A 26,364-nucleotide genomic window follows, 5' to 3' on the forward strand; every position below is an offset into this window, starting at 1 on the left:
CTCACTTCGACTTGGCCTCCGCAGCGCTGCCGTCCAGCCGGATCACGCGGCGCGAACGGCTTTCCGTGTCGTCCAGCGATTCGCTGATGAGGCGGTTGTGCTGCTCCCAGTCCTCGGCGCTGCGGATGATGCTGGGCTTGATGAGGACGACGAGTTCGCGCTTGCGGCCGTTGTTGGCACGGTTGCCGAACAGCATGGACGTCAGCGGGTTGCTGTCGGCACCGGGCACGCCGGAGCCGCGGCGGGTGGCTTCCATCTGCATCAGGCCGCCGATGGCGACGATGTGGCCGTCGGGAATGCGCACGACGGTGTCGCTCTCGTTGACGCTGGCGCTGGCCAGCGGCAGGCGGAAGTTGCCCACCGAACCGAGGTCGACCTGCTTGACCCTCTCGGTCACGTTGGAGACCGAGGGGTGGATGTGCAGCGTGATCATGTCGGCCGCGTCGATCTGCGGCGTGACGTCGAGCGCGATGCCACTGAAGAAGGGCGTCAGCGTCAGCGTCGGGATCTGGTTGGTCGTGCCGTTCGTGCCGCTGGTGCCGGTGTTGGTGCCGCTGTTGCTGCCGCTGATGCCGGTGATGAAGTAGTCGTCGGTGCCGACCTTGAGGACGGCCTTCTGGTTGTTCAGCGTCGCGATGCGGGGGCTGGACAGGATCTGCGTGTCGCCATGGCTCTCGACAAAGGCGAGCAGCGCCTGGAAGCCGCCGCGCGCCAGCGCCAGGCCCAGCGTGCCGCCCCCCGAGGAGGGCAACGGGATGAGGTCGGGCCAGGCCGGGCTCTGCGTGCCGGTGGACAGCACCGGGAAGCCCCGCGTGTTGCTGACCAGCGGGTTGATGATGGTGCTGACGCCGGTCGGGATGGACGGGTTGACGCTGGTCTGGCCGATGGCGCCGTTCTGGGCGATGCGCGACCAGTCGATGCCGCTCTGGTAGCCCTCGCGCAGCTCGACCTCGACGATCTTGGCCTCCAGCATGACCTGGCGCTCGACGGCGATGCGTGTCGCCTTCAGCCAGGCCTCGACGTGGCGGAGTTCGTCGGGCATGGCGCGCACGGCGACCGTGCCGGTCTGGGGGCTGACGATGACGGTGCGGCCTTCGCCGCCGCCGACCAGGGCCCGCAGGGCGCTCGTGGTCTCGCCCCAGAAGTCGTTGGCGACCTTGGTGCTGAGCTGGCTGCTTTCCTGCTGCAGCACGGTGTTGGTGCTGCCGGGGCTGGCTGTGTTGCCACCGCTGGGCGTGCCACCGTTGCCGGCCTGGTTGTTGGAGCTGCTGGCTGGCGCGGCGCCGGAGCTGACGCGCACCTCGCTGCGGCCGCTGCGCTGCAGGGCCAGGGCGTTGATGGTGAAGACGCGGGTCTGCAGCGCCGGCGGGAAGACGGTGATGCGGCGGCCGTCGATGGAATAGTCGAAGCCATAGACGTCGCGGATGGCGTCCAGCGACTCGCGCACCGTGACGCCCTTGAGCGTGACCGACAGCTGCCCCGACACGGCGGGGTGCACGATCATGCTGTAGCGCGTGTCGCTGACCAGGGACAGGAAGACGTCGCGGGCGGGGGCGCCGTTGACGATGAGGTCGAAGCGTGGCTCCGGCGGCAGGGCCGGGGCGGCAACGGGCGTGGCCACCGCGACCGGGGCGGGTGCTGCCGAGGCGGCCGAGGCGGGCGGTGCGGCACGCTGGGCCTGCAGTTCCTCGCGCAGGGCCTGGCTGGGCTGGGCCACGCGCAGCGGCTTGTCGGCACAACCTGACAGCCCGGCTGCCAGCAGCGCGACGGCGGCGCTGGCCAGCAGTGTTCTATGGACGGGGGCCTTCATGGCTTCTCCTTGGATTTCTTGACGCCGGAAGCCGACGCGGCGGCCTCAGGGGGCGGGCGCTTTTCGACGCCTGCATAAAGCGGTTCGCGCCTGACCTGGCCGGCTTCGCGCAGCCAGACGGCCTGTTCGGTGATGCGCTCGATGCGCGCGCCGTCGATCTGTTCGCCGACGCCGTAGCGGCGGCCGCGCTGCACGACATAGGCCTTGCCGCCGGCGAAGACGACCTGGCGGATGGCGTTGTCGGCGGTGGCGTCGGCCGCGGAGGCGGCCGATGCGGCGGAGGCCGCTGCCATGGCGCTGCGCAGCGCGCCCGGCAAGGCGGTGGGATCGCGGGCCGGTTCGTCGGCGGCCTGGACCTGGGTGGCGATCGACAGCAGGGCGATGAATGCCGCTCTCATGGCTGCACCTTCAGCAGATAGATCTGGGCCAGCAGGCGCGGGGGTTCGTTGGGACCGCCGCTGATCAGGCGCATCTCGCCCCAGCGCAGCGTCGGCAGTTCGCGCTCCAGGGCCTGCAGATAGCGCTGGGTGTCGCGGTAGCTGCCCTGCAGCTGCAGTTGCACGCCCTGCCAGTGCATGCCCGGCATGCTGGCGGGAAGGGCCGGGCCGGCCGTCGCGGCCGATGCGGCGGCGGAGGGCAGGCTGACGGGGGTGTCTTCCAGCAGCGTCAGCCTTTCCAGCACCAGCCCGGGCTGCTGCGACAGCACCCGTTGCAGCAAGGCCGACAGCCCTTCGGCGGGGCCGATGGCGCTGACGCGGCGCAGCTCGTCCTCGAGCCGGTGGCGTTCGTTGCGCTCCGCTTCGAGCTGGCGCTGCAATTGGGCGACGGGCGTGCCGGCGCTGCTGCCGCTGGTGCTGATGAACTGCTCGCGCAGCTTGCTGATTTCGGTGGCCTGCTGGGTCTGGGCGTCGCTGCGCAACTTGGCGCGGGTCGCTTGGGGCGACAGCACCAGGTTGTCGAACAGCAGCACCAGCACGGCGACGACGCACAGGAACAGGAAGGCGCGTTCGCGCAGGCTGAGGGTGTCGATGCGCTTGGCCTGGCGCTCCCAGCCCCGTAGCAAGGGGGAGAGGCGGCGGCGCAGCAGGGCGAGGTCGACGGGGGTCTGGGCCTTCATCGGACGGCTCCGGAAGCGGCGGCCGCCACGACGGCAGGGGCGCTGACGACGCGGAAGGACCAGACGGGCAGGCCGCTGCCGATCAGCGGGCTGCCACGCGCCAGCAGCGGGTCGCCCGCGGTCTCGGTACCCGGCGCGCCGAGGCGTTCGACGCGCAGGGCCGACAGCTGCTGGCCGGCCAGCAGCGGATGGGCGGCCAGCCGCGCCAGCCAGGGCCGCAGCACCGCGGTGTCCAGCGTGCCGCCGATCAGTTCGACGCGGCCCGGCGCATAACGCAGTTCGCTGAGCCAGGCCGATTCGGGCAGGGTGCTGGCAATCAGTGCCAGCAGGTCGGAATGGCGTTGCCCGCCTGCGTCGACGCCCAGCACCTTGAGCAGGGCGCGTCTGTCGGCGTTGCCGGCCGCCAGCGGCAGCAACTGCTGCTGCACGGTGGCGGCGTCCAGCGGCGCGGGCAGGCCAGCCTGGGCCACCATGAGGTGCTGGCGCTCGGTCGCGTACTGGGCGAGCAGGGCCTGGTGCTGGGCTTCGGCGCTGCGGTCGCGCTGCTGCAGCCAGAGCGCCGTCGCCAGGCCCGCGACGAGCAGCAGGCCGGTGGCCTGCAACAGTGTCAGCGCCGAGAAATAGCGCTTGGGTGCCAGCAGGATGGGCGTGAGCAGATTGATTTGCTGGGCCATCAGCGGTTCACAGCTTTCGGATCTCGGTGCGCAGGGCGGCGCCCAGCAGCGGCAGGCAGGCGCCCAGGGCCTTGGCCGGGTCGCCCTCGGGCGCGGGCGCGTCCGGCGCGAACGCGACCAGGGGGTCGAGGGCCACGGTGCGCTGGCCGAGCTCGCGCTGGATCAGCGTCGCGACCTCGGCGCCATGTTCGGCGGTGACGACGTACAGCCGCGCCAGCGGCAGTTCGGGCCAGCTGCGCTCCCAGACGTCGATGGAGCGCTGCAGCTCCACGACCAGGGGCGACTCCTGGGCGGCGCCCGCGTCGAACGCGCCGCCGGGCTGGTACTCGAAGCCCAGCGGCAGCTCGGCCACGCCGGTCTCGGCCTGCTCGCCGCGGGCGCGCGCCAGCAGACCGGGGTCGCCTTCCAGGCGCCGCGTGTAGAAGAGTTCGTCGCCGGCGCAGACGACCAGCAGGCAGTGGCGCTCGTCGATATGGACGGCGGCGCAGGCACGTGCGGCCAGGTCGTCGGCGCGGGCCTGGGCGGCGAGCAGGTTGCGCAGGGCCGTCTCCCAGACGTCGACGATGCCGATATGGGCGCTGATGGCCGCGGCGCCATCGGTCAGCGACTTGATGGCGCTGTTGCGGGCCGCGATGACGAAGAGCTGGCGCTGCGCACGCTCGACGTCGCCGCCGACGTGCATGACGTCCAGCGTCAGCTCGGCCACATCGACGTCGACCATTTCCTTGATCTGCCAGCGTGCGGCGGACTTGAGCTCCTCCTGCGGCACATTGGGCGTGTCGACCTTGAGGATCTGGTAGTCGGCCGGGTCCAGCAGCGCGATGGCGTCGCCTGCGGGGACGGGTCTTGCCTCCGGCAGCAGGCCCCAGCGGAGCAGGCGTGCCGGCTCGTCACCTGGCGGGCCGTCGGTCAGCACGAAGGCATGCTGCTCGCCGACGCGGCGCAGCAGCAGGCGCTGACCGCTGCGATTTGGGGACCAGGGCCAGCGCATCAGAAGTTCTCCCGCTGGTAGACGACGCCGTTGCTGCCGCGGTAGACGCCCCAGGTGGCACGGGCGCTGGGGTCGCTGTTGCCCCCGCACCAGGCGCCGCGCAGGGCCGCCAGGTTGGCACCGGTCGTGGCGGCCTTCGTGCGCCAGCCGGAGGGCATGCAGGACGCGTCTGCCGGGCTGGCGCCAGGGTTGAGCGCGATGGCGACGTCCATGCTGCCCACATGGCCGCTGCCGGGCTTGTTGAAAGTGATGAAGGTATTGCCCGCCGGGTTGACGGTGACCGTGTTCGGATTCATGACGGCGTCTCCCGCCGTGACGGCGTCGGCGGCCGCGAGCGTCCTGCGGAAGTTGCCGAAGCTGAGGTTGGCGGCGGTCACGCGGGTGCAGGAATCCAAATCGTTGGTCTTGTAGGTGTTGGTGCTGCTGTCCCAGTACTGGGCGGTCAGCGGCAGGGTCAGGGCTCTATCGGCAGCGCTCATGCCATTTTGTAGGCGCAGCCGACCATAGCGCAGGGGGATTTGCCCCAGCAATGTGCTGTCAACAACGTTCGGGGGGTAGTCGGTGTCGAGATTCAGGGCCAGCATGGCGACGCCGTCGGCATCCACCGGCGCGATGCCCCACTGCGCGGCGCTGTAGGGTCCGACCGGCGCGGCGCCGCGGGTCACGTTGAGGGTGAAGCTGACGGCGGCGACGCCGGCATTCCAGGCCCCTGCGCCGTTGGTCAAGGCGTACTGGGCCGCCTTGAACATTGTCGTGCCGGAGATGCCGGCCAGGTTGTGGTTGGCTGGCGCCGAGGCGACGAGCTTGGCGAAAGTGCCGGCGTAGTTCTGCGTCGTGGCGCCGGCCGCGTTCTGGGCCGTCAAGGTGAAGGCAATGCCGATGTCCTCGCCGAGGTAGCTGAAGGTCGAGGCCGGCGAGCAGGAGAGGGCGCTGCGATGGGTGGGCGTGAAGCCGCTGACCGCGAAACCGGCCGGGACGAAGCGGCCGATGCGGGCATTCTGGGTGCCGTCGGCCTTGAAGGCATTGGCGTCCAGGGCCAGGCTGCTGGACAGGAAGTTGCCGACGACGGCGCTGGTGTTGAGCAGGAAGCTGCCAACCTCGCTGTAGGCCAGGTTGCTGACGGTGGCGCTGCCGCCCGAGAAGCTGGCGCTGGCGATGACGTTGTTGCTGATCGTCCCCAGCACGCCGCCGTTGGCGGGCGTCGGGATCTGGGATGCGGCCACGGGCGTCAGGTTCACCCCGCTGTTGAAGCTGGGCGCCAGGCCGCCGGCGGTGATCGTGGCCAGGTTGGCGCTGGCATCGGGGACGCCGGTGCCGCTGCTGTCGGCGCCCGCCGTCCATCGGTAGGCGCCGACCGTGGCCGAGAAGGCGCCGCCCGCCTTGCCGAAGACGGCGTCGCTGGGGTTGCTGCCGCCCGGGTTGCCGGTGCCCGACAGCGTGAGACCACTGACGACGAGGGCAAAGGGCCGCACGGTCAGCGGGCCGAGGCTGCCGCTGATGGTTGCGCTGGCATAGGTCAGCGAGTCGTCGTCCAGGTTGAGGGTGTACTGGCCGATATCGCTCGTGCCGAGATTGAGCGTGGCGACGCCGGCCGTGAAGGCCAGGGCGATGTTGTCGCTGGACGGCCGGGCATTGGGCACCGTCAGCGCCGGGCTGACGACGGTGGGCGCCGTCCAGGAGCCGCTGCTGTCGGTGCGCCACAGCTTCATGCTGCGCGTCGCGCTGAAGTCGGTGGCGACGCCGCAGCTGCCGGTGGTCGGGTCCTTCTTGATCAGGGACACCTGCAGGTCATGCGGCCGGCCGGCGACGGCGATGTTGCTGCCGGCGACCTTGCTGTTCAGGTCCTCGGCCCAGACGAAGGCGTTGTTGTTGAACTGGATGGCGGCCGAGGTCGTCGTCGTGCCGGGCGTGAGGCTGTCGACCGCCGTGAGGCGGACCGCCTGGGCCAGGCTGTGTGACAGCTGCAACCGGGCGACGCCGAGGTCGGTGGCGACGAAGCGGTAGCTCGCGTTGCCGCTGCCCGGCGTGCCTGGCGTCAGCACGCCCAGCGGCACCGGCCCCGAGCCCAGCGTCCAGTCACCGCGGTTGCTGGAAGTGCTGAGGTTGACGGTGCCGGTGTAGCCCGTCATCACGGTGTTGCAGGCGGCGTCGCTGCAGGCGCGCACGGTCACCGTGATGGGGGCGCAGGTGCTGCCGGTCGCGGCGCTGGGCACGGCCTCGACGTGGTCCAGCGGCGGCGGGCAGCTGTGGGTGGGCGCCATGTCGGCCGTCAGCTCGACGGCGCTGATGTCGTAGTTGTAGACCCGCATCTCGTCGATGGTGCCGTTGGCCGAGTTCAGCGTGGCGTTGGCGGGGGCCGTCGCGCTGCGGTTGTCGCCGACGAAAAGGGTGCCGATGCTGTTGTCCAGGCTGCCCGTCGTCGTGCCGCTGGCGGCGCCGGCCTGCAGGCCGTTGATGTAGATGCGCAGGCTGCTCTGGCCCGCGCCGGCCGCCAACCGCCAGCTGACGGCAATGTGCTTCCAGGTGCCGGCGGCGACGACCTGGGCACTGGTGGTGGCGGACAGCAGCGTGCCGGCACTGTCGGCGATGGTGGCGCGCAGCGAGCCGTCGCTCTGGCGGACGAGGAAGAAGGGGCGGCTCGTGGAGGTGGTCGCGTCCAGCAGCATCGCGGCCGCGTTGTTCCAGGTCGTGTTGGCGGCGTACCAGAGGGTCACGGCACCCTGGGAGCCGATGGCCGATGGCACGCCGAGCAGGGTGTCGACGGCCGAGCTGGTGCTGGTCGTGTTGGCCGGGATGCTGAGGCCGCGGCAGACATAGCCGCCGGCCACCGTCGTCGCCGTGCCGACGCGAACGCCATTGTTGCTGTTGGTGGTGCTGTCGAGCACCTCGCCGACGCGGCCGCTGTAGCTGTATTCGTCGAAACGGTATTCGGCCCGGCGCGTCGGCGTGCCGTTGGCCAGGAACCAGCGGATGGCGCTGCCGTTGGCGTTGTAGCCACTGTTGTAGGAGTACTGGGTGTAGTCGCTGCTGTCGACCTGCACACCGATGGTGGCGTTGGAGCCGCTGGCATTGGCGTTGCCGTACTGGTATTTGAACTCGCCGTTCTCGAACAGGATGATCTGGAAGGTGTAGGGCGTGCTGGTGTTGTACTGGTAGACGCCGTTCCACGACACGACCAGATAGCGATTGGGCGCTGTGCCCTTCTGTTCCCAGGTCACGCCGCCGCTGCCGGCCTGGCTGGGGTTGAGGTCGGTCCAGTAGGCGAGGATGACGTTGGTCGTGGCTGCGTTCGTGCAGCCGCTCTGGGTGCCTGACGCTCCGGCGGGCAGGGCCGTGTTGGTGTAGGTGCGGAAGAAGCCGGTGTCGGTGCCGAACTGCAGGCCGCCGTTGCTCAACACGCGCACCGAGGTGTAGGCCGTGCCGGCGAAGGTGAACTTGAAGCCGCCGGTGAAGCTGATGGTGGCCTTGTCGTCGTCACCGGGGTAGCTGGTGCAGGTGCGGTCCCAGGTGATGGTGTTGGCGCTGGTCTCCCAGGCGAAGCTGTCGCTGCGGAAGGTGTAGCTGGACGCCGCCTGCGCGATGCCCGTGCACAGCAAGCCCAGTAGCACCAGCAGCAAACGCCATGTCTTCATTTGGCCAGGCTCCGGCTCAGTTGGCGCTCGGCATAGGCCGGCTCGTTGGCGCCGCCGTTCGGGCAGGCGCCGCCGCTCGGGATGTTGCAGGCCGTCGCGATCAGCACATAGAAGGCCAGCTGGGTGTCGCCGTCGCTGACCGTGCCGGCGGCCGGCGTGCGCGTGCAGCTGACGGTCACGGTGAAGTCGGACAGCTGGTCGGGCAGGGCGATGTTCTTCGTGCCGAAGCAGGCCGGCTTGGCCGCGCCGGGCAGGATCTGGAAGCTCCCCCATTCCAGGCCGGCCAGGGCGGCCTGGTAGGCCCTGGAAGCCGCCAGCTCGCCGGCCGAGCCAAGTTGCTGGCGCTGGCTCAACGAGGCCAGCGCGACACCCATGGCGGCCAGGGCCACCAGGATGAAGAGCATGGACATCATGGTGAAGCCGCGCTGGTTCATGGCATGTTGTCCACGTGGACGGCGTGATAGAGGGTGACGGTCTCGCCGGCACGGGTCAGCGAGATCCGCAGCGTGACCAGGCCGTAGCGCGCAGCGACGGCGCCCGCGTTGAAATCGAAGCTGCAGGCCGACACGTCACGCGCCAGCACGGCACTGGTGCCGCCCGTCGGCGGATCGGGCTGGGCGGCATTGAAGCCATAGCCGGTGTAGCGCGTCAAGGTCTGCGCCGTCGTGTCGCAGCGGTAGCTGACGGGGGGCTCGATGGCATAGACGCGATAGGGCGGGGCCTGCAGCGAGGTGGGCAGGGCGGCGCCGGCCACCGCGACGTTGGCGACGCTGCCGGCGCCCGTCGTGGCGGTGCGCACATTGCTGAGCGTGTAGGCGTCGGCGTCCGGAATGCCGGCGCCGAGGTTGTACCAGGCGAGCTGCTGGCTGGCATGGCTGAGGGTGAGGGCCGGTCCGATGATGTTGAACGCAGGAATCGGCGCGACGCCGAACTGCAGCGCCGTCGCGCCCTCGGTCACATAGCGTGCCGCGCCACTGACCGGGATGAGCTCCACGCTCATGCCGCTGGCCGACACGCGGGCGCTGTTGGGCAGGGCCAGCGTCAGGTCGCGCGCCATGCGGCGCAGGGCGGTGTCGGCCTCGTCGCCGAGCTGGGCCCGGGCGGCGCTGGAGAAGTAGGCCGTTGTTGCCGGCACGATGAAGACGGCGACGAGGGCGATGACGACGCCGGTGATGGCGATGACCATCACGGACTCGATCAGGGTGAAGCCGCGCTCGGTTCGCATGTCAGTCGGGCGCGTTGGGGGCGTAGCGCGTGCGCCAGCCCTGCAGGCTGACGACGCTGCCGTCGGGGGCGGTGACGGCGACGGTGATCTTCAGCGCGTCGCCCGCCGAGGGGATGCTGTCCAGCGCGGCGGCAGCCACGGTCACCGATGCGGCGTAGCCCGACAGGCCGGCAATGGCCGTGTTCGTCACGTCGCGGATGCCAGCCATGGAAAAGCCGTTGTAGTCGTTGACGTTGTTGAAGAAGTTGGCTGGCCCGTAGCGGGTCTGGCCGGCTTCGGGGCCCATGTTCTCGGGGAAGGTGCAGGCGCCCGCGTTGGCGACCGTCGCGACATTGGGATCCTGGGCGGGGTCGCACCAGGTGAAGGGCATCAGCTCGACCTCGCGCAGCAGCGATTCGGCGATGGCCAGCTGCTGGCGGCGCACCATGGGATCGGTGCTGGCTGTCGTCGCGGTGACGAAGACCTTCAGCATCGCCGCCAGCGCGATGCCGACGACGACGACGAAGAGCAGCAGTTCGATCAGGGTCAGGCCGCGCGAACGCCGCCCGCGGTGCAGGGCCGGCATGCGGGAAATGCTAGCCGAGCAACCCATGGTCCAAGCCTCAAGGAGTCGGGTAAATCAGGCCCGTGTCCGCCTCGACGCGGTAGGCCTGGTTGTAGCTGCCGTAGGCCACCGTGACGGTCATCGCTGCCCCCGAGCTGGTCGCGGTCGCACCGCTGTTGGCATTGTTGAAGGTGACCGTGCGGCTGCCGCCTTCGGCGATGCAGGGGCTTTCGGTGGCGGGGCAGGGCAGGGAGTCGATGACCGTGCCGCTGCCCAAGGCATAGGCCCAGGTGACGCCCGTCCCGGTGATGGTCTCGGCGATGGGGCGGCGCTGCTGCAGGGCCAGCCTGAGCATGGCCTGGTGGCGTGCCTGCAGGTCGTCGCCAAAAGTACGCAGCCGCCACAGCGTCGTGTCCACCACCTTGGGGAGGGCGAACACCGCCAGGGCGGCTGTGATCACGATGACGAGGATGAGCTCGATCAGCGTGAAGCCCGCGTCGGAGCGCGGGGTGCCGGTCATCAGGTACCGGTGACCGTGAAGGTGGCGGTCTTGTTGGTGTAACCGGTCAGCACACAGGTGCTCACGGTGACGTTGGAGGTCACGGCGCTGTCGGTGGTCACCGAGAAGCCGGTGGGCAGGGCGTTTTGCAGCGCACCCACGACGTCGGAGCACTTGACCACGTTCACGCCGTTGGCGCTGTTGGCCTTGCGGGCGGCGTAGTTGATGGCCGAGGCGGAGCTCAGGGCACCGGCCACGCCGTTGACGGACGCCTGCTTGGCGTCGTCGTCCACGGCCACGAACTTGGGCAACGCGACGGCAGACAGCACGCCGAGGATGACGATGACCATCACCAACTCGATCAGGGTGAAGCCGGCTTGCTGGGACTTGTTCATGGATGCCTTCCTGCGCTCTCTGCGCTGTGGTGCGATGACGGGACTATCGGCCACGGGTCCAGCGATGAGAAGTGAATAGCTCACGAGTTTTATGATGGCTCGACACTGGCCTGCAAACCGTTGCAAGCTTCACACCCTGGGTGTGGTTTCAGCGCCCCATCGCGGCCTGGCCGAGGTTCCACAGCGGCAGGAAGACACCCAGGGCCAGCACCAGCACCATGCCGCCGATGATGGTCAGCAGGATGGGCTCGATGGCGGCGGACAGGCCCTTGATGGCGAAGTCGGTCTCGCGTTCGTACATCTGCGCGATCTCGGTCATCAAGGTGTCCAGCTCGCCGGTCTCCTCGCCCACCGCAATCATTTGCAGAACGATGGGGGTGAAGACGCCGGTGCCGGTGGCGCAGCGCGAGATGCTTTCGCCCCGCTCGACGCCGTCGCGCATCTGCTCGATGCGGGCGCCGATGTAGGCGTTGTCCACGGTCTGGGCCACCACCGTCAGCGCCTGGCTGATGGGTACGCCGGAGCTGCTGGCCAGCGCGAAGCTGCGCGCGAAGCGGGCCAGCGTGGCCTTCAGCACGATATTGCCGGCGATGGGCAGCCTGAGCTTGAAGCGGTCCCAGGTATAGCGGCCCGTGGGCGTGGCGATCCAGTTGCGCCAGGCCAGGCCGGCGCCGATGAAGCCGGCGACGACCAGGGGCCACCATTTCACCGTCCACGCCGAGAAGCCGAGCAGCACGCGCGTCATCACCGGCAGCTCGGTCTTGAAATGGGAGAAGACGTCGGCGAACTTGGGCAGCACGAAGATGTTGATGACGACCAGCGCGATGCCCATGGCGACGATCACCATGACGGGATAGCGCAGCGCCTGCTTGATGCGGGCGCGGATGTCGAGCTCGAACTCCAGGTGTTCCGACAGGCGCTGGAAGACCTCGGTCAGCTTGCCCGTCAGCTCGCCGACGCGGGTCATGGCGACGTAGAAGCTGCTGAACACGGTGGGATGGCGGGCGAAGGCCGTGCCCAGCTCGCGCCCCTGGTCCAGGCTGGCCCGCACGTCCTGCAGCAGGGCCACGATGCCGGGGTGGCTGGTGGAGGCCTCCAGGCCGGCCAGGGCGCGCAGGATGGGCACGCCGGCCTTCTGCAGGGTGTAGAGCTGGCGCGTCAGCACCAGGGCGTCTTCCTGGCTGATGGGCTTGGCGAGCAGAGCCTCGAGCCAGTTGCTGCCGCCCGCCACGCTGACGGCCTCGGCCGTTGCCTCGATGCTGACCGGCACGACGCCGCCGGCCATCAGCTGGGCGGCGACGGCGTCGCTGTTGACGGCGTCGACGATGCCTTCGACGAGCTCGCCGCGGCCGTTGCGCCCCTTGAAGGCGAAATTGCTCATTCAGCGTCCACGCTGATCCGTACCGCTTCGGCCAATGAGGTCTTGCCCTCGCGCACCAAGGCCAGGCTGCGGTCGGCCAGGGTCTTGCCCTTGAGCGACCTGCGGGCGGCCGTCAGGAAGCCGCCGGCATCGCTGTTCTGGATGGCCAGGGCCATGTCGGAATCCAGCTCCAGCATCTCGTAGATGCCGCGCCGGCCCTGGTAGCCGGTGCCATTGCATTCGGCGCAGCCGCGGCCGGCGACGCTTTTCACCGGGCCCGGCTCTTCACCGTTCAGAGCGATCACCTCGTTGATCCAGGCCTGCTCCTGCGGCGTGGCGTGATGGGGTTCGGCGCAGTGCTTGCAGATGCCGCGCAGCAGGCGCTGGGCCAGCACGGCTTGCAGCGAGGTGGCCACCATGAAGGGGGGCGCGCCCATGTCCAGCAGCCGGAAGGGCGTGGAGACGGTGTCCTTGGTGTGCAGCGTGGACAGCAGCAGATGGCCGGTGATGGCAGCCCGCAGGCCGATCTCGGCCGTCTCGGCGTCGCGCATTTCGCCCACCAGGATGACGTCAGGGTCCTGGCGCAGCGCGGCGCGCAGCACCTTGGCGAAGTCCAGCTCGATCTTGTCGTTGACCTGCACCTGGGTCAGGCCGGGCAGGCGGTATTCGATGGGGTCTTCGGCCGTGATGATCTTGAGCTTCTCGGAGTCCAGCTCGGCCAGCGAGGCATAGAGCGTCGAGGTCTTGCCGGAGCCGGTCGGGCCGGTGACGAGGATCATGCCGGAGTCGCGATTGAGCAGCTCGCGGTAGCGCTTGAGCATGTCCTCGGGCATGCCGATGGCGTCCAGGCGGCGCAGGGCCGAGCCCTGGCCCAGCAGGCGCATGACGACGGATTCGCCGTACTGGCTGGGCATGGTGGACAGGCGAACGTCCAGGGTGCGATCGGACAGGCGCAGCGTGAAGCGGCCGTCCTGGGGCAGGCGCTTCTCGGAGATGTCGAGGCCGGCCATCAGCTTCAGGCGCTGGGCCAGGGCGGGCGCGATGCGCTTGTCGGCCTGCGTGAGGGTCTGCATCAGGCCGTCGACGCGGTTGCGGATCAGCAGCTCGCCTTCCTGGGGCTCGATGTGCACGTCCGACGCGCCGGCGCGGGTCGCGTCCTCGAACACCGACTGCAGCAGGCGCACGACCGGCGCGCCTTCCTGGCCGACGCTGGCCTGCAGGGCGCCGAAGTCGACGGCGTCGCCGATGTCCTTTTCCAGGGCCTTGGCCAGGCCGGAGATCTCGTCGCTGCGGCGGTAGTGCTTGTCGAAGACGGCCGGCAGCTGGCTTTCGGCCACCACGGCCATGGCCAGGCGGCGCTTGAGGATCTTGGCCAGCTCGTCGAAGCCGAACAGGTCCAGCGGGTCGGCCATGGCGACCAGCAGGGTGTCGCCGCGCTCCTCCAGCACCAGGGCGCGGAAGCGCCGCGCCGGCGTCTCGGGCAGCAGGCGCACGAGGTCGGTCTTGAGCGGGAAGGTCTTGAGGTTGACGAAGGGCGCGCGCAGCTGGCGGGCCAGCACATGGGCCAGGGCCTCCTCGGTGATGAGGTTGGCCTCGATGAGGATGCGGCCCAGCTTCTTGCCGGTGGCGCGCTGCAGCTCCAGGGCCTGGCCGAGCTGCTCGGCCGAGATCAGCTGCTGCTCGACGAGGACGTCGCCCAGGCGGAGCTTGGGGCGGGGGGCTGCTGCGGCGGCTTCTGCGGGCGCTTCACTCATCGACTCGGACCTTCAAGATCATGCGTTGCTGGTGGCGTGGACTTCGGCGAGGGAGGTGATGCCCTGCAAAACCTTGATGATGCCGTCCTGGCGCAGCGAACGCATGCCTTCCGCCAGCCCAGCGTGATGTAGTTCCTCGGCACGGGCCCCCGTCTGGATCATGCGGCGTATGTCCTTGGAGACAGTCAGCAGTTCGTGCAGGCCCGCGCGGCCCTTGTAGCCGCTGCCGCCGCAGGCCGTGCAGCCGGGGCTGTGGTACTTCAGCAGCCGGCCGCCCTGGCCATAGGTCTTGATCCATTCCGCCATCAGCGCCAGCTTGCTGGGCCGCCCCTCGGCCGGGAAGACGTGCAGATAGTCGTCCAGCAGCTCCTGCAGTTCGGCCTCTGTCATGGGCTCGCTGGTGCGGCAGGTCGGGCAACTGCGCCGCACCAGGCGCTGGGCCAGCACGGCCAGCAGCGAGTCGGCGAAGTTGAACGGGTCCATGCCCATGTCGAGCAGGCGAGTGATGGTCTCGGGCGCGCTGTTGGTGTGCAGGGTGGACAGCACCAGGTGGCCCGTCAGCGAGGCCTCGACGGCGATCTCGGCCGTCTCCTGGTCGCGGATCTCGCCCACCATGATGACGTCGGGGTCGGCGCGCAGGAAGGCGCGCAGGGCCTTGGCGAAGGTCCAGTCGATCTTGGGGTTCACCTGGACCTGGCGCAGACCGGCCTGGGTGATTTCGACCGGATCCTCGGCCGTCCAGATCTTGCGCTCGGGCGTGTTGATGTGGCTGAGGGCCGAGTGCAGCGTCGTCGTCTTGCCGGAACCGGTGGGGCCGACGCACAGCACCATGCCATAGGGCCGGGCCACGGCCGCCTGCAGGGCCGAGAGATTGGCCGGGCTCAGGCCGATGCGCTCCAGCGGCATGGGCTTGCTGCTGGCCAGCAGGCGCATGACGACGTCTTCCAGGCTGTTGTTGGTCGGGATGGTCGCCACGCGCAGCTCCAGCTTGTGCTGGGGCGAGAACTTGGCGAAGTTGATCTTGCCGTCCTGGGGCTTGCGGCGCTCGGAGATGTCGAGGTCGCACATGATCTTGATGCGGGCGATCATGGCGTTGCGGTAGGTATGGGGCAGCTCCAGATAGGGCTGCAGCACGCCGTCGCGGCGGAAGCGGATCTTGAGCTTCTCGCGGCCGGGATAGGTCTCGATGTGGATGTCGGACACGCCCTGGTTGTGCGCCTCGATGATCATCGAGTTGATGAGTCGCACCAGCGAGTTGTCGCTCTGCTCGATGGGCGCTTCTTCTTCCCGGGCCGAGCGCTCGCTGCTGTCGCGTTCCAGGCTTTCGATGAGCTTGTTGGAGCTGTCCAGCGGGAAATCGGGCTGGAAGTCGGGCAGGGGGTCGGTGTTGCCGCGCGGCAGGGCCTCTGCGCCGTAGCGGTCGAAGGTCGCGGGGATGGCGAACTGCAGGGTGCCGAGCTTGGTCAGCGTCGGCACGACCTTGAGCTGGGTGATGAACTCGACCTCGTCGAGGGCGTCGCGCCGCGTCGGGTCTTCCATCGCGACGACGAGGCGGCCGTCGCGCAGCACCAGGGGCAGCACCTCCAGGCGCTTGGCCACGGCATGGGGCAGCTTGCGCACGGCGTCGGGCTCCACGGCGAAGTTCTCGACGTCGACAACCGGATAGCCCATCTTGCGCGCCAGTGCCGATTGCAGCTGGGCGCGGCTGATGACGCCCTTGCGCACCAGCAGTTCGCCCAGCGGCACGGAGCGGTCGTCGCGCTGCTGCACCAGGGCCAGCTCGAGCTGTTCGGGCGTGACCAGCTCCAGGGCCAGCAGGGCCTCGCCGATGCGCACCATGGGCATGCGGGCCTGCTGTTCGATGGCCTGCAGCAACTGCTCGGCCGTGACGATCTGCTGGTTGACGAGGATGTCGCCGACGCGGCGCTGGCGCAGGCCGCTTTGCTCGATGGCGGCGGCATCGAGCTGCTCGGGCGTGACGAGTTCGTCCTTCAGCAGCAGGTCGCCCAGGCGCTCGCCGATCTCGAAATGCGCCAGCACCTCGCGCGGAATGAAGACACGGCGCACCGAGTCGTCATCGTCGGCCAGCGGCGGGAACAGGAAGAGACCGAAGCCGTCGTGGTGGTGGCCGATGGTCGTGCCCTTGAGCTCGTCGCCACCGTTGAAGACGATGCGGAAATCGCTGCGCGGACGCTGGTCGACGCTGAGGGGCGAGTGCAGGTCGCTGGCGTCACGCGGCGGCACGGTCAGCGGATTCAGCAGCTTGATGGCGCGGAACTGGCTGAACTTCAGCGGCATGCTGTTGCGCGCCGGCGGCACATTGATCTGCACGATGCGCTCGCTGGCCTCGAGCTTGAGCAGCTGGCCGATGCTGCGGCTGTTGTTCAGCCCGAGGATCTCGCAGGCCTCGGCACCGCGCTGCACCTGGGGCTGGGGGTAGGCGGCATAGGGCGGGGTGGGCCAGAGGAAGCCGGAGGCCGCCGGGCCCGCCGCGGGAGCGTCGGCATCGACATGAGGCCAGGGCAAAGGCTGGGACGGGTCGGTCATGGGCTCGGGCAGCGGGGGGTGTCGACGATTATGGAGGGCCGTGGGCGGCCCGTTCCCCTGAAAAGCATCGCAGGGCGGCCAGGGCCCGGCTTCGGGACAATGGCGCCATGAATATCCTGCTCACCGGTTTCGAACCCTTTGGCGGCGAAGCCATCAATCCTTCCTGGGAAGTCGCCCGGGCCCTGCAGGGCCAGGTCATCGCCGGCGCCGTCGTGCAGGCACGCTGCCTGCCCACGGCCTTCGGCGCGGCGCCTGCGGCCCTGGCCGCGGCCTTGGCCGAGGTCCGGCCCATGGTCGCCATCTCCCTGGGCCAGGCCAGCGGCCGCACCGAGATTTCCATCGAGCGAGTCGCCGTCAACCTCATCGATGCCCGCATTGCCGACAACGCCGGCGACCGGCCGCAGGACGTGGCGATACGCGCCGAAGCACCCGCGGCCTACTTCTCGACCCTGCCCATCAAGGCCATCCGCAACGGCCTGCGTGCGGCCGGCCATCCGGCCGGACTGTCGCTGACGGCCGGCGCCTTCGTCTGCAACCAGGTGTTCTTCGAGCTGCAGCACCAGCTTGCCGGCCAGGGAATGAAGAGCGGCTTCATCCACATTCCGGCCCTGCCCGAGCAGGCCGCGCGCAGCCAGCCGACGGTGGCCAGCATGAGCCTGGCTGCCCAGGTGGAGGCGATCAAGCTGGCGATCGCGATCGCGCTGACGGGCGACGAGGCGCTGGCTGCGGCCGAAGCCGACGAAGGCGCACCGGTCGCCTGAGGACTATTCCTCGGTGTACTGGCGCCAGCGCGCGCTGGCTTGGCGCATCAGGTGGACCTGGCGGAAGAAGCGGCGACAGTTGCTGCAGATGCGGTGATGCAGGCGCAGCGACAGGCGCTCGGCCAGCGGCACGCTGCGGTCCTCGGCCTGCAGCGTGATCTGCGTGGCCTCCCGACAGGTGATCTTCAACTTGATCAAGACGCTCCTCCATTGGGCGCCGCATTGAACCAGCCCGCTTGCAGGCAGTCCCTCAGCCTCAACCGGGCCCGGTGCAGCATGACCCACAGGTTGGTCGGCGTGATGGCCAGTTCCTTACAGATCTCGTCGGACTCCAGCTCCAGCCATTCCCGCATCATGAACAGGCGCCCCTGCTGGCCTGGCAGCTTGTCGACGCAGGCCTCCAGCACCTTCATGAAGTCCAACTGGCGCAGCACGTCCTCAGGGTTGCCCCAGTCGTGCTGGGTTTCGCGCCAGTGACCGTCGCTGGCGAAGAGCAGGTCGTCCAGGTCTTCGCCGTCGTCGGTGCTGGCCGTCGTCGAGAGCTCGCGGCTGTTCTTGCGGATCTGATCGATGAGCTTGTGCTTGAGGATGCCGACCAGCCAGGTCTTGAGCTGGCTGCCGCCGGCGAAGGACTGGGGTTTCTCCAGCGCGGCGAGCAGGGTTTCGGAGACGGCATCCTCGGCCCAGGCCGGGTTGCGCAGCTGCAGCCGGGCGTATTTCAGCAAGGCGGGGCGCAGCGCCTCGATCTGGCGGCAGAAATCGGGAGAGGCAGTCATGGCGGCGCGCAGTGTAAGGACTCGGGCATGTCTTGCGACTTCGTTCTCGCCGCCGCATCATCGGCCGCCTTTTACCCCCCAACCCTTTGGAGACCTGTCCATGAAGAACGCCACCCTCGTGTCCTCCGCCCTCGCTGCCGCCCTGTCGCTGGGCCTCGTCGCCCAGGCCCAGGCCGCCGACGCTGCCAAGGAAAAGTGCTACGGCATCGCCAAGGCCGGCCAGAACGACTGCGCCACCGCCAACGGCAGCCATTCCTGCGCCGGCCAGTCCAAGGCCGACAAGGATGCCAACGAATGGAAGTACGTCGCCAAGGGCACGTGCGAAAAGGAAGGCGGCTCGACCAAGGCTCCCGCCAAGAAGTGACCGCTTGACGGCCATGACCCCTTCGGCGCCGGCCGGTCCCTGTGTGGACTGCGTGGGAATTGGCTGGCGCCAGCCTCATTACGAGACCTTGCTGGCCGAGCGCCCGTCGCTCGGCTTCATCGAGGTCCATTCCGAAAACTTCTTCGCCGACGGCGGCATCACGCTGGCCGTGCTGGACGCGGGCCGCCAGGCCTACGACGTCAGCCTGCACGGTGTCGGCCTGGCCCTGGGCTCGGCCGCGGGGCTGGATGAAGGTCATCTGCAACGTCTGGCCCGTCTCGTGGCGCGCGTGCAGCCGCGCTGGGTGTCCGACCATGCCTGCTTCGCCCGCGTGGGCTCGGGCCTGCACGCGGCCGACCTGCTGCCGATTCCCTTCACCGACGAGTCCCTCGCATTGATGGTCAAGCACGTCCAGCAGGTGCAGGAGCGCCTTGGACGCCCCCTGCTGGTCGAGAACATCAGCGCCTATGTCGGCTGGTCCGGCGACACCCTGGCCGAACCCGAGTTCTTCAACGAGCTGGCGCGGCGCAGCGGCTGCGGCCTGCTGCTGGACGTCAACAACCTCTTCGTCAATGCCCGCAACGACGGCCTCGCGCCCGACGCCGCTGCGCGTGAGGCCATGCGCTGGGTCGATGCCATCCGCCCGGGCAGCGTCGGCGAGATCCATCTGGCCGGCCATTGCGAACGCGAGGACGGCCTGGTCATCGACGACCATGGCAGCCGCGTGCGCGACGAGGTCTGGCGCATCTACGAGCACGCCATCCGCCGCTTCGGGCCGACGCCAACGCTGATCGAATGGGACACCGACGTGCCCGACCTCGGTGTGCTGCTGGCTGAAAGCCAGCGGGCGAGGGCGGTGGCAGCATGAAGGCCGAGCAGCAGGCCCTGGTCGATGCGCTGCTGGGCCGTGGCGACGCGCCGGCGACGCTGACGGGTGCCGAACGCGGCCTGGCGGCCTACCGCGGCAACGTGAAGGCGTTGTCGGCCCAGGCCCTGGCCGTGCCCTTTTCGAGACTGCGCGCAGAACTGGGCGAGGACGAGTTCGCGTCGCTGGCCTGGACCTTCTGGCGCCGGCATCCGCCCGAGAGCGGTGACCTGGGCCAATGGGGCGGGGCGCTCGAAGCTTTCCTGGTCGAGCGTGCCGGCGAGGCTTCAGGCCTGCCCGATCTGGCCCGGCTGGACTGGGCCTTGCATAGCGCCGAGCGTGCCGCGGACGCGGAGCTGGACGTCGCCTCGTTGAACCTGCTGGGCACGACGCCGCCCGAATCCCTGCAGCTGCTGCCGCGGCCCGGCATCGCGCTGATCGAGCAGCAGCAGGGGCCGGTGCTGGTCTGGCGCCGGGGCTGGCGTGGCGAGTGGCAGCCCCTGTCGACGGCCCAAGCCGCCTTCTTCGCCGCGCTGCTGCGGGGGGTGAATCTTGCCGAGGCGCTGCAAGCGTCGGAAGTGAAAGGTTCTGCGCTTGAAGCCGACTTTGATTTCGGCGCCTGGCTGCAGGCCGCGCTACAGAACGCCTGGCTGCTTGGGGTCAGGATCCAGCCCAACCCTCATCCCACTTCGACGCCATGAAAGCTCTTGTCTCCGCCGCGCTGCGCGCCTTCACCGATCCCGGCCTTCAGCCCTCCCGGCTGCCGGCGCCGCTGGACACGGCGGTCAGCCATCTGCAGTCCATGGCGCTGCTGGCCGCGCGTCTGTATGTGGCGAACGTCTTCTTCGCGTCGGGCCTCACCAAGCTGCGCGACTGGTCGTCCACGCTGGCCCTGTTCAACGACTACTACCAGGTGCCGCTGCTGCCCCCGGCCCTGGCGGCCTACGCAGGCACGGCCGGTGAGGTGGTGCTGCCGGCGCTGCTGGTGCTGGGGCTGATGGGGCGCTTTGCCGGCCTGGGCTTGTTCGTCGTCAACCTGATGGCGGCCCTGTCCCTGCCCGCGGAAGACCTGTCTCCCGCCGGCGTGTTCCAGCACAGCCTTTGGGGTGTGCTGGCCGTGGTGATCGCCCTGTGGGGCGCGGGCCGTTGGTCGGTCGATCACCTGGCCTTGAAACGGCTTCGCCAACCGTAAACAACCGCCACATCTGGAAACGACAGGGAAACCAGGTTTGTCCTAGTCTGTCGGACAGTTAACGACGGTCCGTCCATGGAGTTTTCAGAGCTGTTCACGCAGAGCGCGCGCGATGTGTTGCCGCACGCCAGAAGGAAGGGGCTGGTCGCCTATTTCGACTATCGGGGGCCCCGCCTCGAGCTTGAGGATCCGGGGCCCTATCTGCGGGCCGGCATCCATCGCATCCTGCTTGGCATCGTCGATTGCTTCGAGTCGGGCTTCGTCATGTTCAGCGCGGAAGTCCAGCCGCCCGTCTTCGGCCGCAGCGGCATCGTCATTCATGCCGCAGGCACGGGGTCGAGCCGCCCTGCCGATGTGGTGGGCGTTCTGCAGCGTCTGCACCTGATGTCCGAGACGGCCGATCCGGACCACGGCCCGGTTGACCATGCCGAAGGCCCATGCCCGGCCACCAGCGGCACCGTCCAGTTCGTCGACGCGGGTCAAAACGGTCTCGTCATCTCTCTGAGTGGCGAAGTGGCTGGAGAGGAGCCGCCCTTCGAGCACGCGCCGGACGCCGCCGGCACCGTGGCGTGGCTGGTCAGCTCATTGCCCGGCGCGCTGGACTCGGTCGAGCTGCGATTGCGCCAGCTGGGCTGGCATGTGGTGTCGTTCGGATCATTGGAAGACGCCGCTGCGGCGACGTCCGCCGGATTGGCGCCGATGCTGATGATCGTCGCCGAGCAGGATGGCGGCGAGCTGCAGTTGCTTGAACAGGTGGCACGGGCCCTGCCCAGCCTCTGGACGGTACTGGCCGTGGTCTCGGGCTCCGACACGCTGCGCATGCGGGGCCGTGGCTCGGTCGACATCCGCGTGCTGCCGCTGAGCCCTCTGGAGCTGGAGCGTTTCACCGCTCACGTCGATGAGCGCACCTCGACGGCCCTGTCGCGGCTGTCGTCGCCAACGCCGCTCTACGTCCAGGAATGCCGACGCGTGCTCGTGGTCGACGACAACGTGGTGAACCAGATCGTCACGCGCGGCCAGCTCGAGGCGCTGGGCTACGAGGTGGTCGTTGCCGGCGACGGCATCGAAGCCCTCGATTCCTGCTGCGACGAGCCTCCCGACATGGTGCTGATGGACGTGGACATGCCGGTGATGGACGGGCTGGAGGCCAGCGAGCACCTCAGGTCCCTGCAGCGCATCGGCACCTTGCCACCGTTCCCCATCGTCGCGGCGACTGCCGGCGACAGCGAGCTGCGGCGCAGCGTCTGCTTCAGCGCCGGCATGGATGGTTTCCTCAGCAAGCCCATGAACCTGCAGGCCCTGGCCGACGAACTGCACCGGGTGTTGCCGGGACGGGCCATCCCCGCAGAGGCTTGAAGCCTACTCGCGCGGCCTGAAGGTCAGGATGATGACGGGCGGCACGCGGCCGTCGTCGCGCGGCAGCACCTCGGTCTTGTCGATGGCCCGCAGCACGGCGCGATCCCATTCGGCATCGCCGCTGGCCTTGAGCACCTTGCTGCCCAGGATGCGGCCGTCGGGGCCCAGCGTCACCTGGACCTCGGCGGTCGGGTTGGCGGCGCTGTCGTCAGAGTAGATGATGAGCGGCCGGATCTTGCCCTTGACGCGACCCACCCAGCCGGCTGAAGGCGCCGCATTCTGCGCGGCGGTGCCGCTGGAATTCGGCGTGCCACCGGCCATCCCCTGGATGCGGCGCAGGAACTCCTGGCGCTGGGCCTCACGCTTGGCATCCGCGTCCTTGGCTTCCTTCGCCTCTTTGGCGTCCTTGGCGGCCTTGTCCTTCTTGTTGCGCTCCTGCTCTTCCTTGGCGGCCTTCTCTTTGGCCGCCTTGTCCTTGGCTTCCTTTTCCTTGATCGCCTTCTCGCGCTCGAGCTTGGCTGCTTCCTCGCGCGCCTTCTCTTCCTTGCGCTTCTTGTCCTTGGCGATGGCGATGTCGGCCTCGCGCTGCTGCTCGGCGGCGGCCTCTTCGGCGGCGCGTTGCTGGGCGCGGGTGTCGGGCTTGGGCGCCTCGGGTTCGGGCTCGGGCGGCGCCTCTTCGCGCGGCGCGGCGACCTGGGGAATCGACGACCACAGCTCGGCCTCGAAGGCCGGTGAGGAGTCGCTGTGCCAGTTCAGGCCATAGCTGAGGGCGAGGATGAGCAGGCCGTGGGCGATCAGGGCCAGGGTCAGGCCCCGGCCCATGCCGGCGACCTCGGGGGGGCGCAGAGTCGCGGCTGTCATCTCACTTGGAAGATGCGCCGCTCTTCACGGCCAGGCCCACGCGCTGGACGCCGGCACGCTGCAAGGTGTCCATGACCTGCACGACGGCCTCGTACTTGACGTTCTTGTCGGCCGAGATGACGACGGGGCTGTTGGGGTCCTTGCCCTGGCCCTTCTTGACGCGCTCGGCCAGACGATTCACCGGGATGGACTCGGGCTCGAGCTGGTCGATCTTGATCTTGAGCTTCTCGTCGGTGCCGACGATGACCTGGATGACATGTTCGGGCTGCTGGCGGCTTTTTCCCACGCTGGGCAGGTCGACGAGGCCGGTCGTGATCAGCGGCGCGCTGACCATGAAGATGATGAGCAGCACCAGCATCACGTCGATGAAGGGGACCATGTTGATCTCGTTCATCGTGCGGCGTCGGCGGCCGCCACGGGCGGAGACGGCAGCCATCAGTGTTGGGTCGCGTTGCGTTGCAGGATGTTGGAGAACTCTTCGATGAAGGTCTCCAGCGTGATGGCGCTGCGGTCGATCTGCCGCGCGAAGCGGTTGTAGGCCAGCACGGCGGGGATGGCGGCAAACAGGCCGATGGCCGTGGCGACCAGGGCTTCGGCGATGCCGGGGGCCACGGTGGCCAGCGTGACCTGGGTCAGGTTGGACAGGCCGACGAAGGCGTGCATGATCCCCCAGATGGTGCCGAACAGGCCCACATAGGGCGAGACCGATCCCACCGAGGCGAGGAAGGACAGATTGCTTTCCATCGCGTCCAGCTCGCGCTGGAAGCTGGCGCGCATGGCGCGGCGTGCCGCATCGAGCAGGGCACCGGCGTCGGTCACGCGCTTCTCGCGCAGCTTCAGGAACTCGCGCATGCCGGAGGCGAAGATGCGCTCCAGCGGTGCGCCGTCGGTGCGGTTGCCGACCGACTGGTAGAGGTCGTTCAAGTTCTTGCCGCTCCAGAACTCGGCCTCGAAGGCGTCGTTGCGGCGCTTGATCTGGCCCAGGCCGATCAGCTTGCCGAAGATGACGCTCCAGCTCGCCAGCGACACCAGCAGCAGGCCGGCAATGACAAGCTGCACCGCGAAGCTGGCGTGCAGGATCAGGGAGACGATGGACAGGTCTTGATTCATGAGGCTATCGCTGCGACGACAGAGTCGGGCAGGCGTTGGGGTTTCAGGTCGTCGGCGCGCACGCAGCCGATGCGGATCTCGCCTTCGCAGAGCAGCGTGTCGCCCCGCAGGGCGCGCTGGCGCACGATGAGGCTGGCGCGGCCTGCCGGCTGGGGTTCGACGGTGACGGTCAGCAGGTCATCGAGCCTGGCCGGCGCGACATAACGCAGGCTGGTGCCGGCGACGACGAAGATGATGCCGGTCTCTTCACGCAGCTGATGCTGCTCGACACCCGCCGCGCGCAGCCACTCGGTACGGGCGCGCTCGAAGAACTTCAGGTAGTTGGCGTAGAAGACGATGCCACCGGCGTCGGTGTCTTCCCAGTACACACGGATGGGGAAATGGAACTCGCTCACACCAGCACCTCGCGCAGGCGGGCGACGGCCTCTTGGAGGTCCTCGATCGACGAGGCGAAGGACAGGCGCATCCAGCGCTGCGGATCGGCCAGGCCGAAGTCGCGACCCGGCGTCAGCGCGACCTGGGCGCTCTCCAGCAGTTCGTGGGCGAAGGCCCAGCTGTCGGCGTGGAAGCGGCTGATGTCCATCCAGGCATAGAAGGCGCCGTCGGGCGGTACCGGCACGCTCAGACCGAGGTCGTTCAAGGCCGGCACGATGTAGTCGCGGCGCTGCTTGAGCACGGCGCGGCGGCGTTCGAACTCGGCGATGGACTCGGGTTCGAAGCAGGCCAGGGCCGCCTTCTGGGCCAGCGTCGACGGGCAGATGTAGAGGTTCTGCGCCAGCCGCTCGATGGCCGGAACGAGGTCAGGCGGCAGCACCAGCCAGCCCAGGCGCCAGCCCGTCATGCCGAAGTATTTGGAGAAGCTGTTGACCGAGACGATGTCCTCGCCAAGCGCCAAAGCACTGTGGCCGAAATGCTCTTCGTAGCTCAGCGGCAGATAGATCTCGTCGACGACCGTGACGCCGCCGCGCTCGCGCACAAAGCCCACCATGTCGGCCAACACCTCGGGTGCGATGGAGGTGCCGGTAGGGTTGCTGGGCGAAGCCAGCAGCACGCCGCGCGTGGCGCTGGTCCAGGCATTGCGAACCTGTTCGGCACCAAGCTGGAAGCGCTCGGCAGCGCCGGTGGGCAGCAGGCGCGGCGTCGCGTCGGCCGCCGTCACGAAATGGCGGTTGCAGGGGTAGCAGGGGTCGGGCATCAGCACCTCGTCGCCGCGCTCGAAGAGGGCGAGGCAGGCGAGCTGCAGGCCGGCCGAGGCGCCGGCGGTGATGGCGATGCGTTCGGGCGCGATGTTCAGAGCGTAGCGCTCGCCGTACCAGCGCGAAATGGCTTCGCGCAGGGCGGGCAGGCCGAGGGCATCGGTATAAGGCGTCGCCCCTTGGGCGACCTGGGCCGCGGCCTCGCGCACCGCGGGGGCAGCGCCGAAGTCGGGCTCGCCGATGTTGAGGCGGATCATGCGCCGGCCGCCCTGGGCCGGATCGCACAGCGGGCCAGCCGCGACCCGGGCCGCGGCCTTGGCCAGCTCCATCACATAGAAGGGCTCGATGCGGTCGAGCCGCGTGGCGAGCTTCATCAGCGCTTGGCGGCCACCTCAACGGGGCGCAGGTCGACGGCAGCGCGGTCGAGGACGCCATTCACGTATTTGTGGCCGTCGGTGCCGCCGAAGGACTTGGCCAGTTCGACCGCTTCGTTGATGGCGACCTTGTAGGGGATGTCGATGCAGTGCTTGAGCTCGTAGGCGCCGATCATCAGGATGGCGTGCTCGATGGGCGACAGCTCGGTGGTCTTTCGGTCGACATGGCGCGACAGGATGGCGTCGAGGTCGGCGGCTTCGGCGACGCAGCCGGCCAGCAGCGCGTCGTAGTGCTTGACGTCGAGCTTGGCATAGCCTTCCTGCTCACGGCCCAGGGCGTTGATGGCGCCGATGTCCTCGCCGGTCAGCAGCCATTGGTAGAGGCCCTGCACGGCGGCCTCGCGCGAACGGCGGCGGGCCGACTTGACGGGCGCGCGCTTGGCGGCAGGTTTGGCCGTCTTGGAGGCGGTCTTTTGAGGTGCGTTCACTCGATCTCTTTCAGCAGGTTGGCCATCTCGACGGCGACGCGGGCGGCGTCGCGGCCCTTGGGTTCGGCGCGGGCCCAGGCCTGGGCTTCGTTCTCGACGGTCAGGATGGCGTTGGCGATCGGAATGCCATGGTCCAGGCCGACACGGGTCACGGCCGCGCCGCTCTCGTTGGCGACCAGCTCGAAGTGGTAGGTCTCGCCGCGGATGATGCAGCCCAGGGCGATCAGCGCGTCGTAGTCATTGCTCTCGGCCAGGGCCTGCAGGGCCAGCGGCACTTCGAGGGCACCGGGCACGGTGATGTGGCGGATTGCCTCGGCCGGCACGCCCAGCACCGACAGCTCGGCCAGGCAGGCGCTGGCCAGCGACGAAGTGATGGCGTCGTTGAAGCGCGCCTGGACGATGGCGATGGTCAGTTCGCTGCCGTCGAGGGCGCCCTCGAAGCTCGGCAGGCCTTGTTCGGAATCTTGCATCGC

Annotated in this window: 29 protein-coding genes; 6 read left to right on the forward strand and 23 right to left on the reverse strand. The window is 68.9% G+C overall.

Annotated features, from left to right (window positions below; all coding sequences use genetic code 11):
* Window position 1: 1 nt before the first annotated feature.
* From AC3WOE_RS19390 to AC3WOE_RS19455, 14 genes are all read right to left on the reverse strand, one after another.
* A complete protein-coding gene (locus AC3WOE_RS19390; RefSeq protein WP_492692736.1) occupies window positions 2-1,810 on the reverse strand; it encodes a secretin GspD/PilQ domain-containing protein in 1,809 nt (602 codons plus the stop codon).
* Window positions 1,807-2,208, reverse strand: a complete 402-nt coding sequence (locus AC3WOE_RS19395; RefSeq protein ID WP_492692737.1) for a hypothetical protein — start codon at window positions 2,206-2,208, stop codon at window positions 1,807-1,809. The genes AC3WOE_RS19390 and AC3WOE_RS19395 overlap by 4 nt, the downstream gene beginning before the upstream one ends.
* Window positions 2,205-2,927 (reverse strand): hypothetical protein, encoded by a 723-nt coding sequence (locus tag AC3WOE_RS19400; protein ID WP_492692738.1) that lies wholly within the window; start codon window positions 2,925-2,927, stop codon window positions 2,205-2,207. Before AC3WOE_RS19400 ends, AC3WOE_RS19395 begins: the two co-directional genes overlap by 4 nt.
* Window positions 2,924-3,601, reverse strand: a complete 678-nt coding sequence (locus AC3WOE_RS19405; RefSeq protein ID WP_492692739.1) for a PilN domain-containing protein — start codon at window positions 3,599-3,601, stop codon at window positions 2,924-2,926. The genes AC3WOE_RS19400 and AC3WOE_RS19405 overlap by 4 nt, the downstream gene beginning before the upstream one ends.
* A gap of 7 nt (window positions 3,602-3,608) precedes the next feature.
* Entirely contained in the window at window positions 3,609-4,592 is a 984-nt protein-coding gene (locus tag AC3WOE_RS19410; protein WP_492692740.1) for a hypothetical protein, read from the reverse strand.
* Complete coding sequence (locus AC3WOE_RS19415) at window positions 4,592-8,224, reverse strand: DUF8613 domain-containing protein (RefSeq protein WP_492692741.1); 3,633 nt, start codon at window positions 8,222-8,224, stop codon at window positions 4,592-4,594. Before AC3WOE_RS19415 ends, AC3WOE_RS19410 begins: the two co-directional genes overlap by 1 nt.
* On the reverse strand, window positions 8,221-8,658 hold the full coding sequence (locus AC3WOE_RS19420; RefSeq protein WP_492692742.1) for an agglutinin biogenesis protein MshP: 438 nt from the start codon (window positions 8,656-8,658) through the stop codon (window positions 8,221-8,223). Before AC3WOE_RS19420 ends, AC3WOE_RS19415 begins: the two co-directional genes overlap by 4 nt.
* On the reverse strand, window positions 8,655-9,449 hold the full coding sequence (locus AC3WOE_RS19425) for a PulJ/GspJ family protein (RefSeq protein WP_492692743.1): 795 nt from the start codon (window positions 9,447-9,449) through the stop codon (window positions 8,655-8,657). The genes AC3WOE_RS19420 and AC3WOE_RS19425 overlap by 4 nt, the downstream gene beginning before the upstream one ends.
* A gap of 1 nt (window position 9,450) precedes the next feature.
* On the reverse strand, window positions 9,451-10,014 hold the full coding sequence (locus AC3WOE_RS19430; protein WP_492692744.1) for a type IV pilus modification PilV family protein: 564 nt from the start codon (window positions 10,012-10,014) through the stop codon (window positions 9,451-9,453).
* Window positions 10,015-10,051: 37 nt separating this feature from the next.
* The gene (locus AC3WOE_RS19435; RefSeq protein ID WP_492692746.1) at window positions 10,052-10,513 is read right to left on the reverse strand and encodes a prepilin-type N-terminal cleavage/methylation domain-containing protein; all 462 of its coding nucleotides are present in this window, start codon (window positions 10,511-10,513) and stop codon (window positions 10,052-10,054) included.
* Window positions 10,513-10,887 carry a prepilin-type N-terminal cleavage/methylation domain-containing protein gene (locus AC3WOE_RS19440; RefSeq protein ID WP_492692747.1) on the reverse strand — a complete coding sequence of 125 codons (375 nt, stop codon included), beginning with the start codon at window positions 10,885-10,887 and terminating at the stop codon, window positions 10,513-10,515. The genes AC3WOE_RS19435 and AC3WOE_RS19440 overlap by 1 nt, the downstream gene beginning before the upstream one ends.
* A gap of 148 nt (window positions 10,888-11,035) precedes the next feature.
* Window positions 11,036-12,268, reverse strand: a complete 1,233-nt coding sequence (locus AC3WOE_RS19445; protein ID WP_492692748.1) for a type II secretion system F family protein — start codon at window positions 12,266-12,268, stop codon at window positions 11,036-11,038.
* A complete protein-coding gene (locus AC3WOE_RS19450) occupies window positions 12,265-14,001 on the reverse strand; it encodes a GspE/PulE family protein (RefSeq protein WP_492692749.1) in 1,737 nt (578 codons plus the stop codon). Before AC3WOE_RS19450 ends, AC3WOE_RS19445 begins: the two co-directional genes overlap by 4 nt.
* Window positions 14,002-14,019: 18 nt before the next feature.
* Window positions 14,020-16,548 (reverse strand): GspE/PulE family protein, encoded by a 2,529-nt coding sequence (locus AC3WOE_RS19455; protein WP_492692750.1) that lies wholly within the window; start codon window positions 16,546-16,548, stop codon window positions 14,020-14,022.
* Between the two features lie 107 nt (window positions 16,549-16,655).
* On the opposite strand from AC3WOE_RS19455, the gene pcp reads away from it, so the two are divergent.
* Window positions 16,656-17,309, forward strand: coding sequence for a pyroglutamyl-peptidase I (gene pcp, locus AC3WOE_RS19460; RefSeq protein ID WP_492692751.1), 654 nt, complete (start codon window positions 16,656-16,658; stop codon window positions 17,307-17,309).
* Window positions 17,310-17,312: 3 nt separating this feature from the next.
* Here the strand turns inward: pcp and AC3WOE_RS19465 are convergent, their stop codons facing one another.
* Entirely contained in the window at window positions 17,313-17,507 is a 195-nt protein-coding gene (locus tag AC3WOE_RS19465) for an anti-sigma factor family protein (protein WP_492692753.1), read from the reverse strand.
* The gene (locus AC3WOE_RS19470; protein ID WP_492692754.1) at window positions 17,504-18,085 is read right to left on the reverse strand and encodes a sigma-70 family RNA polymerase sigma factor; all 582 of its coding nucleotides are present in this window, start codon (window positions 18,083-18,085) and stop codon (window positions 17,504-17,506) included. The genes AC3WOE_RS19465 and AC3WOE_RS19470 overlap by 4 nt, the downstream gene beginning before the upstream one ends.
* Before the next feature lie 100 nt (window positions 18,086-18,185).
* Here AC3WOE_RS19470 and AC3WOE_RS19475 point away from each other — a divergent pair, with 100 nt between their 5' ends.
* From AC3WOE_RS19475 to AC3WOE_RS19495, 5 genes are all read left to right on the forward strand, one after another.
* Window positions 18,186-18,449 (forward strand): BufA1 family periplasmic bufferin-type metallophore, encoded by a 264-nt coding sequence (locus AC3WOE_RS19475; RefSeq protein ID WP_492692756.1) that lies wholly within the window; start codon window positions 18,186-18,188, stop codon window positions 18,447-18,449.
* A 13-nt stretch (window positions 18,450-18,462) separates the two neighbouring features.
* Window positions 18,463-19,317: an MNIO family bufferin maturase gene (bufB, locus tag AC3WOE_RS19480; protein WP_492692858.1), complete on the forward strand. Its 855-nt coding sequence runs from the start codon at window positions 18,463-18,465 to the stop codon at window positions 19,315-19,317.
* Window positions 19,314-20,015 carry an HvfC/BufC N-terminal domain-containing protein gene (locus AC3WOE_RS19485; protein WP_492692758.1) on the forward strand — a complete coding sequence of 234 codons (702 nt, stop codon included), beginning with the start codon at window positions 19,314-19,316 and terminating at the stop codon, window positions 20,013-20,015. Before bufB ends, AC3WOE_RS19485 begins: the two co-directional genes overlap by 4 nt.
* Window positions 20,012-20,506, forward strand: coding sequence for a DoxX family protein (locus AC3WOE_RS19490; protein ID WP_492692759.1), 495 nt, complete (start codon window positions 20,012-20,014; stop codon window positions 20,504-20,506). The genes AC3WOE_RS19485 and AC3WOE_RS19490 overlap by 4 nt, the downstream gene beginning before the upstream one ends.
* A 75-nt stretch (window positions 20,507-20,581) precedes the next feature.
* Complete coding sequence (locus tag AC3WOE_RS19495; protein ID WP_492692761.1) at window positions 20,582-21,862, forward strand: response regulator; 1,281 nt, start codon at window positions 20,582-20,584, stop codon at window positions 21,860-21,862.
* 3 nt (window positions 21,863-21,865) lie between these two features.
* On the opposite strand, the gene tolA is transcribed toward AC3WOE_RS19495, so the two are convergent.
* From tolA to ribH, 7 genes are read right to left on the reverse strand one after another with little or no spacing between them, the layout of a single operon-like run.
* Complete coding sequence (tolA, locus tag AC3WOE_RS19500; protein ID WP_492692762.1) at window positions 21,866-22,723, reverse strand: cell envelope integrity protein TolA; 858 nt, start codon at window positions 22,721-22,723, stop codon at window positions 21,866-21,868.
* Between the two features lies 1 nt (window position 22,724).
* The gene (gene tolR / locus AC3WOE_RS19505; RefSeq protein WP_492692764.1) at window positions 22,725-23,159 is read right to left on the reverse strand and encodes a protein TolR; all 435 of its coding nucleotides are present in this window, start codon (window positions 23,157-23,159) and stop codon (window positions 22,725-22,727) included.
* Window positions 23,159-23,833 carry a protein TolQ gene (gene tolQ, locus AC3WOE_RS19510; RefSeq protein ID WP_492692766.1) on the reverse strand — a complete coding sequence of 225 codons (675 nt, stop codon included), beginning with the start codon at window positions 23,831-23,833 and terminating at the stop codon, window positions 23,159-23,161. The genes tolR and tolQ overlap by 1 nt, the downstream gene beginning before the upstream one ends.
* Window positions 23,830-24,228 (reverse strand): tol-pal system-associated acyl-CoA thioesterase, encoded by a 399-nt coding sequence (gene ybgC / locus AC3WOE_RS19515; protein ID WP_492692767.1) that lies wholly within the window; start codon window positions 24,226-24,228, stop codon window positions 23,830-23,832. Before ybgC ends, tolQ begins: the two co-directional genes overlap by 4 nt.
* On the reverse strand, window positions 24,225-25,403 hold the full coding sequence (locus tag AC3WOE_RS19520; RefSeq protein WP_492692769.1) for a pyridoxal phosphate-dependent aminotransferase: 1,179 nt from the start codon (window positions 25,401-25,403) through the stop codon (window positions 24,225-24,227). The genes ybgC and AC3WOE_RS19520 overlap by 4 nt, the downstream gene beginning before the upstream one ends.
* Entirely contained in the window at window positions 25,403-25,891 is a 489-nt protein-coding gene (gene nusB, locus AC3WOE_RS19525; protein ID WP_492692771.1) for a transcription antitermination factor NusB, read from the reverse strand. Before nusB ends, AC3WOE_RS19520 begins: the two co-directional genes overlap by 1 nt.
* Window positions 25,888-26,361 (reverse strand): 6,7-dimethyl-8-ribityllumazine synthase, encoded by a 474-nt coding sequence (ribH, locus tag AC3WOE_RS19530; protein WP_492692773.1) that lies wholly within the window; start codon window positions 26,359-26,361, stop codon window positions 25,888-25,890. Before ribH ends, nusB begins: the two co-directional genes overlap by 4 nt.
* Window positions 26,362-26,364: the final 3 nt, after the last annotated feature.

The sequence above is a fragment of the Roseateles sp. FW305-36 genome, from assembly GCF_058787015.1.